The organism is Tardiphaga sp., assembly GCF_044336785.1.
Taxonomy (GTDB): Bacteria; Pseudomonadota; Alphaproteobacteria; order Rhizobiales; family Xanthobacteraceae; genus Tardiphaga.
In genome coordinates, this window is record NZ_JBIIOT010000130.1 from 1 (window position 1) to 11,469 (window position 11,469).

Below are 11,469 nucleotides of genomic sequence, written 5' to 3' on the forward strand. Positions count from 1 at the left end.
AGGTCTGGATTGCTTCGCTGCGCGCGCAATGACGGCTGAGAAAGCCCACCCACCCCACAAAAAGAAAAGGACCAACTCGCGTTGGCCCAGTGGGGATTAATATACTCACTGCGCAGGGTCCGATCCCAACGACCACGGGGGGCTGGGGGCTGAGGAATCCGAGACCGGAAGAACCGGACCCGACGCAGTATCTGTTTATCGCAAGCCACAAGGGCGTCGGCTGGGCCAAATTTTGGCGGCAATAAGATTCGCCTAACGTTCCCGTGACGGAAGATTTCTTACCGTCTGGCGGCTGAATCTGGTCTTGCAGCCCAGGGCCCATGGCGCGATCATGTAAGTGATATGAGAGGAGGCGCCGATGCACGTGATTCCGGGAGACAATGACCCAAGTTCGAATCGCGGGACGACGGGTCCGGCGCCGGCCCCGATCGTCAGCTTCAACCGCATCGAACTGAGCCGCATCCTCAATCTCTACGGACGGATGGTGTCTGACGGCGAATGGCGCGATTACGCCATCGATTTTCTGCGCGACCGCGCGGTGTTCTCCGTGTTCCGGCGTGCGTCTGAAATGCCGATCTACCGCATCGAGAAGGATCCGCGGCTGGCGCGCAAACAGGGCATGTACAGCGTCATCTCGGCGACGGGCATGATCCTCCGCCGCGGCCACGAGTTGGACCGGGTGCTGCTGGTGATCGATCGCAAACTGGCGGTGGTGTGAGACAACGCTTGCCCGCGGCTCATCGATCTCGCGACGCTTGCGCGTCCGAGCTGTGAGCATTTCTCCCCGCGAGACATGAGGGGAGGTGGCACGCCGCAAGGCGCACTTGGGTGGGACTTGACGCCATCCGTTCAACGCTGGATCGCCAGCGAAGCCGAACAGCGCAACGCCTTACGGCGCGCCACCGCGACGTTCTTTCTGGCCGAAGGACCGTTCTTCCGGGTACTGGGCGCTCCCCATAGGGAGCCATCCGACGGATTTCTCCGCCTTCGCCCGCACCACGTCCAGCCGCGCACTAGCGGCAGACCCCCATAGTGGGGCCGGACGGTTACCCCCGACCACCCGAGTGCAGGAGGTACGTCCTCCCCTGCCCGCAGGCGCCGCATCCACGTTCCGCTCAAAGACGCCTCATGAGAGCGCCCCTCACGAACGAGACGGAGGGGATATGGAGCAAGATGGGAATTTTGTCAAGAACAGAAAGAGAACTAAACTCTTGCAGGCGCGATGTTCTCCCTCCTCCAAGGCGCGAAGCGGCGCAGCTGGGAGGGTGGATCGAAGCGAGCGTTCAGCGAGCCTCGAGACGGGTGGGGTGCTTCCTCCGACGTCACGTGGGGAAAGTCCCCACCCCGCCTGTCGGCGGGCCCTCCCCATTCGCTTCGCTCCGGGGAGGGAAACCACAAGCCTCCGCGCATCACCTCACGGCAGCGTGGCGCCGCCCGCGCCCAGCACCCGCTGCATCGACACGGTGTCGAGCCAGCGGCCGAATTTGAAGCCCACATTCGGATGGGTGCCGATCATCTGGAAGCCCGCATTGCGATGGACGGCCACCGAGCCGGCATTGGTGCTGTCGCCGATCACCGCAACCATCTGCCGGAAGCCCTTTGATTCGCAGGCGTCGATCAGTGCCGCGAGCAATTTGCCGCCGACACCGCGGCGCTGTGCTGCCGGGGCAAGATAGATCGAGTCCTCGACCGTGAAACGGTAGGCCACACGCGGCCGGTGCGGACCGGCATAGGCATAGCCGAGCACCTGATCGCCATCGACAGCCACGAAATAGGGAAAGCCGCCGCCGGCGAGCCCCTCGAAGCGCCGTGCCATCTCGGCAAGATCCGGTGGATCGATCTCGAAGGTCGCGGTGCCGTGCAGGACCGCTTCTTCATAGATGGCGGTGATGGCTGGCAGGTCAGCGGCCGTGGCGGCGCGGATGGTGATGTCGGACATGGGGGAACAGTATTTTTGCAGTCCGAGAAAGAAAAGCCCCGGCTTGTTTGTCCCTCAGCTGCATGCGCGCATGGCTATCCCATATGCCTCCTGGCCGATGAGGATGGTGTTCGGCCTGCATGGTTCGAGACGCCCGCTTTGCGGGCTCCTCACCATGAGGGTCTTCTACAGCGCCATACTCTGCCCTCATCCTGAGGAGCCGCGCAGCGGCGTCTCGAAGGATGGCCGCAGGCTCTGAACCCGGCCAACTCATGGTTCGAGACGGCGCTACGCGCCTCCTCACCATGAGGGACAGAGTGTACTGCGCTTCATGGACCGCATTTCCAGTCAGGCTCCGAGGAGCGGTCGCCTTCTACCGCGTCTCGAAGGATGGCTGCGTATGCCCATCAACATTCATATGCGATAGCCGTCCCGCAAGCTGGAGGGGACAAGAAAAAAGCCCCGGCTCTCGCCGGGGCTTCGATCCCATCAGGCTTGCGCCGACCTTACTCTTTCTGTCCGAGCAGCTGCAGCAGCAGCGTGAACAGGTTGATGAAGTTCAGGTAGAGCGACAGGGCGCCGGTGATCGCGGCACGTTCCGCAACATCGCCACCCTGGGAGGCGTAGCCGTAGATGTAGTCGTTCTTCAGGCGCTGGGTGTCGTAGGCGGTGAGGCCTGCGAAGATCAGCACGCCGACCACCGAGACGATGAACTGCAGCATCGACGAGGCGACGAAGATGTTCACGACGCTCGCGATGATGATGCCGAACAGGCCCATCATCAGGAACGAGCCCATGCCCGTCATGTCACGCTTGGTGGTGTAGCCGTAGAGGCTCAGCGCACCGAACGACGCCGCCGTGATGAAGAACACGCGCACGATCGAGGTGTGCGTGTACACCAGGAAGATCGACGACAGCGAGATGCCCATCAGGGCTGCGAAGGCCCAGAACAGCAGCTGCGCGGTGGCCGGCTTCAGGCGGTTGATGCCGAAGGAGATGGCGAACACCATGACCAGCGGGGCCGCGATGAACACCCACTTCAGCGGGCTGGCGAACATGTAATAGCCGAACGCCGACAGATGGGTCGAACCGACCCGCGCCACGGCATTCGAGGCGTCGGTGACGGCGCCCATATATACGCCCAGAGCGGCAAAGCCGGTGATGGCCAGGCCGATGGTCATGTAGTTGTAGATGCGCAGCATGTAGGAGCGCAGCCCGGCATCGACCGCGGCGGTGTCGCGCGCGCCGGCCCGGCCGAAGGGAGAAGCATAGTTACGGTCTAGATCCGACATGGTCGAAACCTCGATAAGTTGTCCAGGCGCCCGCAAAGGGTGTGCGTCGCTGGTCCGATTATATCCCAGATCCAGCGCCGTCCGGGATGAATATCTCGACACAAACGCTGAAGGCCTGACCCAAAGGGTATGTGGTAAACTAACACATTCGCTGCAAGCTTCCACGCGTGGCGGAATGTCGCTCCGCGCAGCTGCGCAGGAAACCGGTAAACGGTTTCACGCGCAGCGGCTTGCCGATTCCGCACCGGTTTTGCACGAATCACCCGCTAGAGTGACCGCATCGTACCGAAACGGGTCACAAATTCCGCAACACGGTGGCGGGCTTCTGGGTCAGGGCTACCAACGTACCCAATAGACCGAGCCCGACTGTGACAATAAGCGCTGCCAGAACGACCCCCGCAGCGCTGCCGCTCTGCCAGACGAAACCCAGATTCATCAGCCGCGTGACGATCAGCCACGCCGCCACCGAGCCGGCAAGCACACCAAACACCGCCGTGGCGAACCCGATCATCAGATATTCGAGCGCATAGGCGCCGAGCAGCCGTGCGCGGGTGGCACCGAGGGTCTTCAGGATCACGGCGTCATAGACGCGGTGACGATGGCCGGCGGCGAGCGCGCCGCCAAGCACAAGGATTGCTGACAACAGCGTCACTGCACTGGCGCCGCGAATCGCCAGCGTCAGATTGGTCACCACCGTTCCGACCGTATCGAGCGCTTCGCGGACACGGACCGTCGTCACCATCGGAAACGCATCCGCCACCGCCTTGACCAGCGCAGCATCCTGCGCGGGCGCCGTCTGCGGCTCCGTCAGGGTCGCGATATGCGTATGTGGCGCGCCGCGAAACGCGTTGGGCGAGAAGACGAGCACGAAATTGATGCCGAGGCTCTGCCAATCGACGCTGCGCAGGCTGCCGATCTTCGCGGTGATGTCACGGCCGAGCACATTGACCACGACATCGTCGCCGAGCTTGAGCCCGAGCCCATCGGCGAGCTTCTTCTCGAACGACACCAGCGGCGGGCCGCTATAGCCCTTCGGCCACCACGCGCCTTCGACCACCTTGGAGCCGCGCGGCACCTCATCGGTGTAGCTGATGCCGCGGTCGCTCTGCAGAACCCACTCCGCATCGCTCGACGGCTTGAGATCCTCCGCCTTGACGCCGCGCGCGCCGACGATCCGGCCGCGGAGCATCGGCACTTCCTCCACCGTCGATTGCGGCTGCTTTTCCTTGAGGAACGCGCCGAAACGATCGGCCTCGGTGGAGGGAATGTCGATGAAGTAGAACGACGGCGCCTTGTCCGGCAGCGAGGCTATGAACTGACGACGCAGATTGCCGTCGATCTGGGTAATGGTCACGAGCACGGTGAGGCCCAAACCAAGCGACATCACCACCGACGGCGTCAGTGCGCCCGGCCGGTGGATGTTGGCGATGGCGAGCCGCAGCATGGTGAGGCCCGGCCGCGGCAGTTTGCGCGCAATGGACATCAGTACGCTGGCGATACCGCGCAACAGGGCGAAGACCAGGACCGACGACAAGACGAAGATGGCAGCGACACGCTTGTCATAGGCAAGGCCGATCACGACGGCGATCAGCACCGACACCACCAGCACCATCCAGACCAGATAGCGGGTCTGCGGACGACGGGTTTCCGTATGCGCGGCGTCGCGGAACAGCGCGGCCACCGGCACGTCATGCACACGCGCCAGCGGCCACAGGCCGAAAGCGAGCGCGGTCAGCAGGCCGTAGAGCAGCGACAAGGCGAGAGCGCCGGGATGCAGCGCGGGCACCACCGGCAACGGCAACAGATTGCCGAGCAGGCCGACAATGGCGAAAGGCAGTGCCGCGCCGAGCGCAAGGCCGATCAGCGAGCCGACGCCGGCGAGCACCATCACCTGGGTCAGATACATCGCGAACACATCGCGACCGGTGGCGCCGAGCGCCTTCAGTGCGGCGATCACCTCGCGGCGGCGATCGATATGGCTCTTCACGGCATTGGCGACGCCGACACCGCCGACCAGCAATGCAGCAAGGCCGACAAGCGTCAGGAACTGGGTGAAGCGCGTGATCGAACGCTCGAGCTGCGGCGATGCATTGTCGCGCGAACGAATTTCCCAGCCGGCCTGCGGCAACTGGCTGCGGGCATCGTCGGTCAGCGCCTTGGCCGCGCGCTCACCGCCGTCCGCCAGACGAACACGATAGATCCAGCGCACGAGACTGCCGGGCTGCAGCAATGCGGTGGCGCGCAGGGCATCTTCGCTGACGAGAAAACGTGGTGCGAAGCCGACGCCGCCGGCGAGCTTGTCCGGCTCCGAATCGACGACGCTGCGGATCTGGAACGTGGCGCTGCCGACGGTGACGCGATCGCCGAGCTTGAGGCCGAGGCGCGCCAGCAGCGTCGTGTCGGTCGCGGCACCATAAGCGCCGTCGCGTTCAACGAGCAGATCGCTGACGGGCATGTCGGGCGTCAGCTTCAAGCCACCGAGCAAGGGATAGGCGGAGTCCACCGCCTTCATCTCGACCAGCGCCAGATTGCCATCCGGCGCACGCACCATGCCGCGCAATGTTGCCGCAACGGAAACGTCGCCGCGCTGGCGGAGGAAGGCGATTTCGTCCGGTTTCGCCTCGCGCTGCATCAGGGAAAAGGCGACATCACCGCCAAGCAGCGTCCGGCCCTCGCGGGCGAGGCCATCGCTCAGGCTGGCCGCTACCGAACCGACGCCGGCAATGGCGAGCACGCCAAGCGCGATACAGGCGATGAAAACATAGAAGCCGCTGAGGCCGCCGCGCATCTCGCGCAGCGCGTAACGCAAGGCCAGCGACGGGCCGCGCGTCGGCGCGGCATTGTCCGTGATGACAGCCATCAGGCTGTCTCGATATGGCCGGAGCGCAGGCGTACGACACGGTCGCAGCGTTCCGCCAATGCATTGTCATGCGTAACCAGCACCAGCGTCATGCCGCGTTCGGCATGTTGCGCGAACAGCAGGTCGACAATCTGGCTGCCGGTGTTCTCATCGAGATTGCCGGTCGGTTCATCGGCCACGAGGATCGCCGGATCGGGCGCGAGCGCCCGCGCCAAGGCGACGCGCTGCTGCTCACCACCGGAGAGCTGGCGCGGGTAATGATGCAGGCGAGCGCCCAGCCCGACGGCTTCGAGCTCCTTCGCAGCTCGGCCATTCGGATCGGAATGGCCCGCGAGTTCCAGCGGCACAGCGACGTTTTCCAGCGCCGTCATAGTGGGGATCAGATGGAAGGACTGGAAGACGATGCCGACATGGCGGCCGCGAAAGCGCGCCAATCCGTCCTCGTCGAGATCATTGAAAGCGGTGCCATTGACCACCACCTGACCAGAGTCAGGCCGCTCCAGCCCCGCCATCACCATCAGCAGCGTGGATTTACCGGAGCCCGACGGGCCGATCAGCCCGATCGCCTCGCCCGATCCGACGCGCAGGCTGATATCCTTCAGGATATGCACCCGCGCGGCACCGGTGCCGAGCGACAGGTTGAGGTTCGAGATGGAAATGGTGTCCGGCGCAGTGCCGGCCGATGATGAGGTGTCGATGCGCGTGTCCATGTCGGTGTCATATGGCACTTCGTTTGCGGCGGTCGAGGGGTGGTTGCGCACGTTTGCGTGCCTGTTGTTTGCCGGATGGCTCGTCATGTTGCCGCAGGCGCCGGTTTTCGCGCAGGCCGGGGCCAAGCCGTTGAAGCTCGTGGTGCTCGGGGATTCGCTGAGCGCGGGCTACAATCTGCCGGGTCCCGCGGCATTTCCGGTCCGGCTGCAGAAGGCGCTGACGGACAAAGGCATCGCCGTAGAGATCGCCAATGCCGGCGTATCCGGTGATACCACCTCGGGCGGGCTCGGCCGGCTCGACTGGTCGGTGCCCGATGGCACCCAGGGTGTTATCCTCGAGCTTGGCGCCAATGACGCACTTCGCGGCGTCGATCCGAAAATTCCGCGGGAAGCCCTCACCGAAATCATCAAGCGCCTGCAGGCGCGCGGCATCAAGGTCCTGCTCTGCGGCATGCTGGCACCGCCGAATTACGGCCGCGACTATGCGGACAAGTTCAACGCGATCTATCCAGATCTCGCCAAACAGTTCGACGTGCCGCTCTATCCGTTTTTTCTCGATGGCGTGGCGGGCGAGAGCAAACTCAATCTGCCCGACGGCATGCATCCGACCGCGGAAGGCGTCGATGTCGTGGTGAACAAGATCTTACCGACGGTGGAGGCTTTCGTGGCAGCGCTTGCGCCGAAAAGCTGAGCAAGGTGCTTAGTTTGCAGGATGGGTTGAGCGCAGCGATACCCATCACGACAGGCGCTGGTGGTGATGGGTATCGCTGCGCTCAACCCATCCTACGACCCTTGCGTGACACTGCCGAGTTATCCGGAACCTGACACTGCGATGACACGCTTTGCTTCGCGAAGTCACATAACTCGGATAGATTTTAGACATCGGTGATTCGTAGCCTGCTCCGATTCACCGGCTCGTTTGTCGGGCATGATTTTCGCCGAGCGGTGCGTGCGTCAGCACACAATGCACCAGCACCTTTCGGCGAAAATCGCGCCCCGACAAAAAGGAGCTGACAATGCCGCGTTTATTCGCCGGACTGGAAATTCCAGTCGAGATCGGCCAGCGATTGGCCAATTTACGTGGCGGCCTGCCAGGCGCGCGCTGGATCGACCCCGAAAATTATCACGTCACCCTCCGCTTCATCGGCGACATCGACGGCATTTCCGCGAACGAGATCGCCTATCTGATGGCGCGCATCGAGCGCCGGCCATTCAAGGTCGAGATCCGCGGGCTCACGAGCTTTGGCGGTCATAAACCCCGCGCCATCGTCGCCCATGTGGAGCCGAGCAAGCCGCTGATGGAGCTGCAGGCCGAGCTCGAGCGGCTGATCCGCCGTTGCGGCATTGGACCCGACCCGCGCAAATTCACCCCGCATGTGACGCTGGCCCGGCTGCGCGACGCGTCGAGCTGGGACGTGGCCGATTATCTCTCGGTGCGCGGATATTTTCCGACGCAGACATTCACGGCGGAACAGTTCGTGCTGTTCTCGTCGCGGGCATCCACCGGTGGCGGGCCGTATCTGGTGGAGAATTCGTATGAGCTGAGCGAGAGGGTACGGGCGGCGTGATCTCCGCTCCGGATTGTCGCCACCCGGCTTGACCGGGTGGCCCAGTAGACACCGCTAGCAGTGATCGGCGGAACGGCCGGTGTCTACTGGATCGCCCGGTCAAGCCGGGCGACGACAGACTGAGATGGCACAACGCCGCTCGCCGCATATCCGCCTCCCCGAAATCCCATCTTGCAATTTCCCCCCGCATGGGGCCGTTAGGCGCCCATGTCTGCCGCCCCCACATCCTTCCGCGAACAATACAGAACCCTCGTCGCCGCCGGCACCATCGAGGCCGATCCGGCGCAGGCGCAGGCCGTCGAGGCCATTGCGGCGCTCGATGCAAAGCTCGCGACCTACGAACCGCCGCGCAAAAAGGGCTTCTTCGGTCGCCTGTTCGGTGGCGACAAGGATGCGCAGCCGCCGAAGGGGCTTTATGTCCACGGCGAGGTCGGCCGCGGCAAGACCATGCTCATGGATCTGTTTTTCGAGAGCAGCTCGGTCGAGCACAAGCGCCGCGCGCATTTCCATGAATTCATGGCCGATACCCATGAGCGCATCTATGGCTTCCGCCAGAAGATCGCGAGCGGCGAGATCGCCGACAGCAGCGACGTCATTGCGCTGACGGCGAATTCGATTTTCGAGGAAGCCTGGCTGCTGTGCTTCGACGAATTTCACGTGACCGACATCGCCGATGCGATGATCCTTGGCCGGCTGTTCGCACGGCTGTTCGAGCAGGGCACCGTGGTGTTCGCGACATCCAATGTCGAGCCGGTGAACCTCTATAAAGGCGGCCTCAACCGCGCGCTGTTCCTGCCCTTCATCAAGCAGATCGAAGATCATATGGAGGTGCGCAAGCTCGACTCGCGCACCGACTTCCGCATGGAGAAACTGGTCGGCGTGAAGAGCTGGCTGGTACCGGATGACGCTGCGGCGAAGGCGGCACTCGATGCAGCCTGGACGAAGCTCACCGGCGGCGCTGCAGGCAAATCGCGCGAGCTCAACGTCAAGGGACGCAAGCTGCAGGTGCCGCTGGAAGCACAGGGCGTTGCGCGCTTCACGTTCAATGATCTCTGCGAGAAGCCGCTCGGCGCATCCGACTATCTCAAGCTCGCGCATGAATATCACACGCTGTTCATCGAACATGTGCCGGCGATGACCGAAGCCAACCGCAATGCGGCCAAGCGCTTCATCTCGCTGATCGACACGCTCTATGACAATGGCGTGAAGCTGATGGCGACCGCAGCGGCCGAGCCACCGGATCTCTATTCGGCCGATCAGGGCACCGAGAAGTTCGAATTCGTCCGCACCGCGTCGCGCTTGTTCGAGATGGGGTCGGAGACATATCTGGCGCTGCCTCACGGGCGCAGCGATTCCACGGCGAGTGGATCGAGCACGGGGCTGGTCGAGACGTAGATTCTCTCCACGAGCGAGAGCCGCAGGGCGGATCAGGCGAAGCCGTCATCCGCCGCGGCGTTTCAACCATGCAATCGGCCGGCGGATTGCACTTCGCTAATCCGCCCTACGGCCTCATAGGCTCCAAAGCTATGAGGCAGCGCGCGGCAGCGGCCTTGTATGCCACCGCCGATGGCGGTGTGTATGGGTCCCCGCCTTCGCGGGGACGACAGGCGAGTTTAGTTCTCCTCCAATCACCGCCCCCAAATCCGCAACGCTGACCTCCCGCCCGACAAATGGGCAGGGGCTGACTTGAACGCATGCGGCGAAAGCGATAACCAGCCTCTCGGCATTTCCTGCTCCCTCCTCCCACCCCTGCGGGTTCAAAGGATATTTTCTCATGGCGCGTAATAAGATCGCACTGATTGGCTCGGGTCAGATCGGCGGAACGCTGGCTCACCTCGTCGGCCTCAAGGAACTCGGCGACGTGGTGTTGTTCGACATCGCCGAAGGCACCCCGCAGGGCAAATCGCTGGATATCGCCCAGTCGTCGCCCGTCGATGGCTTCGACTCCAAGCTCTCGGGCGCCAACTCCTACGAAGCGATCGAAGGCTCGGACGTCATCATCGTCACCGCCGGCGTGCCGCGTAAGCCGGGCATGAGCCGCGACGATCTGCTCTCGATCAACCTCAAGGTGATGGAGCAGGTGGGTGCGGGCATCAAGAAGTACGCCCCCAACGCATTTGTGATCTGCATCACCAACCCGCTCGACGCCATGGTCTGGGCGCTGCAGAAGGCCTCGGGTCTTCCGGCGAACAAGGTCGTCGGCATGGCCGGCGTTCTCGATAGCGCCCGCTTCCGCTACTTCCTGGCCGATGAATTCAACGTCTCGGTCGAAGACGTCACCGCTTTCGTGCTCGGTGGCCATGGCGACACCATGGTCCCGCTGGTCAAGTACTCGACCGTTGCCGGCATCCCGCTGCCGGACCTGGTGAAGATGGGCTGGACCTCTCAGGCCCGCATCGACGAAATCGTCGATCGCACCCGCAATGGCGGCGCCGAGATCGTCAACCTGCTCAAGACCGGTTCGGCCTTCTACGCCCCGGCCGCTTCCGCGATCGCGATGGCCGAGAGCTATCTCAAGGACAAGAAGCGCGTGCTGCCCTGCGCCGTTCACCTCAACGGTGAATATGGCGTCAAGGACATGTATGTCGGCGTCCCCGTTGTCATCGGCGCGAAGGGTGTCGAGCGCATCGTCGAGATCGAGCTCGTCGGCAAGGACAAGGAAGGCTTCGACAAGTCGGTCGCTTCGGTGGTCGGCCTGATGGACGCCTGCAAGAAGATCGCGCCCGACCTGCTCGGCTAAAACGGACTGAAATGAACCGGCACCCCTGGGGTGCCGGTTTTGCATTTGACGTGGTTGGCCATCCCTGCGACGAACCCACCAAGCCAACTTCGTCCGTCACACGGAATTACCGCTCGCTTTGACATCCGGCACTCGTGGTATACGGTATGCCAATTCAAAGAAACGGCGTGAATTCCAATTTCACCATCGGGGGTTCGGGAGCATCTTATGAATATCCATGAATATCAGGCGAAAGCCGTCCTGAAGGAGTTCGGCGTGCCCGTCTCCAAGGGCGTGCCGGTCCTCAAGGCTGAAGAAGCCGAAGCCGCAGCCAAGCAGCTCGGCGGTCCGCTCTGGGTCGTGAAGAGCCAGATCCATGCCGGCGGTCGCGGCAAGGGCAAG

10 protein-coding genes are annotated in these 11,469 nt (G+C 63.3%); 6 read left to right on the forward strand and 4 right to left on the reverse strand.

The features are described from left to right. The first annotated feature begins 358 nt into the window (after positions 1-358). Complete coding sequence (locus ACIQ2A_RS23650) at positions 359-718, forward strand: DUF2794 domain-containing protein (protein WP_398484046.1); 360 nt, start codon at positions 359-361, stop codon at positions 716-718. 696 nt (positions 719-1,414) lie between these two features. Here ACIQ2A_RS23650 and ACIQ2A_RS23655 read toward each other — a convergent pair. From ACIQ2A_RS23655 to ACIQ2A_RS23670, 4 genes are all read right to left on the reverse strand, one after another. Further along, positions 1,415-1,939: a GNAT family N-acetyltransferase gene (locus ACIQ2A_RS23655; RefSeq protein WP_398484048.1), complete on the reverse strand. Its 525-nt coding sequence runs from the start codon at positions 1,937-1,939 to the stop codon at positions 1,415-1,417. Between the two features lie 485 nt (positions 1,940-2,424). Next, positions 2,425-3,210 carry a Bax inhibitor-1/YccA family protein gene (locus ACIQ2A_RS23660; protein ID WP_398484051.1) on the reverse strand — a complete coding sequence of 262 codons (786 nt, stop codon included), beginning with the start codon at positions 3,208-3,210 and terminating at the stop codon, positions 2,425-2,427. A gap of 295 nt (positions 3,211-3,505) precedes the next feature. Next, positions 3,506-6,070: an ABC transporter permease gene (locus ACIQ2A_RS23665; protein WP_398484053.1), complete on the reverse strand. Its 2,565-nt coding sequence runs from the start codon at positions 6,068-6,070 to the stop codon at positions 3,506-3,508. Next, positions 6,070-6,780, reverse strand: a complete 711-nt coding sequence (locus ACIQ2A_RS23670) for an ABC transporter ATP-binding protein (RefSeq protein ID WP_398484055.1) — start codon at positions 6,778-6,780, stop codon at positions 6,070-6,072. The genes ACIQ2A_RS23665 and ACIQ2A_RS23670 overlap by 1 nt, the downstream gene beginning before the upstream one ends. On the opposite strand from ACIQ2A_RS23670, the gene ACIQ2A_RS23675 reads away from it, so the two are divergent. The 5 genes from ACIQ2A_RS23675 to ACIQ2A_RS23695 form a co-directional block, all read left to right on the forward strand. Next, entirely contained in the window at positions 6,779-7,471 is a 693-nt protein-coding gene (locus ACIQ2A_RS23675; RefSeq protein ID WP_398484057.1) for an arylesterase, read from the forward strand. The genes ACIQ2A_RS23670 and ACIQ2A_RS23675 overlap by 2 nt on opposite strands. A gap of 325 nt (positions 7,472-7,796) precedes the next feature. Then, positions 7,797-8,348 carry an RNA 2',3'-cyclic phosphodiesterase gene (gene thpR, locus ACIQ2A_RS23680; RefSeq protein WP_398484059.1) on the forward strand — a complete coding sequence of 184 codons (552 nt, stop codon included), beginning with the start codon at positions 7,797-7,799 and terminating at the stop codon, positions 8,346-8,348. A 207-nt stretch (positions 8,349-8,555) separates the two neighbouring features. Continuing rightward, complete coding sequence (zapE, locus tag ACIQ2A_RS23685) at positions 8,556-9,743, forward strand: cell division protein ZapE (protein ID WP_398484061.1); 1,188 nt, start codon at positions 8,556-8,558, stop codon at positions 9,741-9,743. A gap of 379 nt (positions 9,744-10,122) precedes the next feature. Next, the gene (gene mdh / locus ACIQ2A_RS23690) at positions 10,123-11,088 is read left to right on the forward strand and encodes a malate dehydrogenase (protein WP_398484064.1); all 966 of its coding nucleotides are present in this window, start codon (positions 10,123-10,125) and stop codon (positions 11,086-11,088) included. A 207-nt stretch (positions 11,089-11,295) separates the two neighbouring features. Next, a partial coding sequence (locus ACIQ2A_RS23695) for an ATP-grasp domain-containing protein (protein WP_398484066.1) occupies positions 11,296-11,469 on the forward strand: 174 nt, incomplete at its 3' end.

Bases quoted from the DNA above. Each gene is read 5' to 3' on its own strand.
- ACIQ2A_RS23675 (WP_398484057.1), top strand. From the start codon at position 6,779: ATGTCGGTGTCATATGGCACTTCGTTTGCGGCGGTCGAGGGGTGGTTG.
- ACIQ2A_RS23650 (WP_398484046.1), top strand. From the start codon at position 359: ATGCACGTGATTCCGGGAGACAATGACCCAAGTTCGAATCGCGGGACG.
- thpR (WP_398484059.1), top strand. From the start codon at position 7,797: ATGCCGCGTTTATTCGCCGGACTGGAAATTCCAGTCGAGATCGGCCAG.
- ACIQ2A_RS23660 (WP_398484051.1), bottom strand. From the start codon at position 3,210: ATGTCGGATCTAGACCGTAACTATGCTTCTCCCTTCGGCCGGGCCGGC.
- zapE (WP_398484061.1), top strand. From the start codon at position 8,556: ATGTCTGCCGCCCCCACATCCTTCCGCGAACAATACAGAACCCTCGTC.
- mdh (WP_398484064.1), top strand. From the start codon at position 10,123: ATGGCGCGTAATAAGATCGCACTGATTGGCTCGGGTCAGATCGGCGGA.
- ACIQ2A_RS23670 (WP_398484055.1), bottom strand. From the start codon at position 6,780: ATGGACACGCGCATCGACACCTCATCATCGGCCGGCACTGCGCCGGAC.
- ACIQ2A_RS23655 (WP_398484048.1), bottom strand. From the start codon at position 1,939: ATGTCCGACATCACCATCCGCGCCGCCACGGCCGCTGACCTGCCAGCC.
- ACIQ2A_RS23665 (WP_398484053.1), bottom strand. From the start codon at position 6,070: ATGGCTGTCATCACGGACAATGCCGCGCCGACGCGCGGCCCGTCGCTG.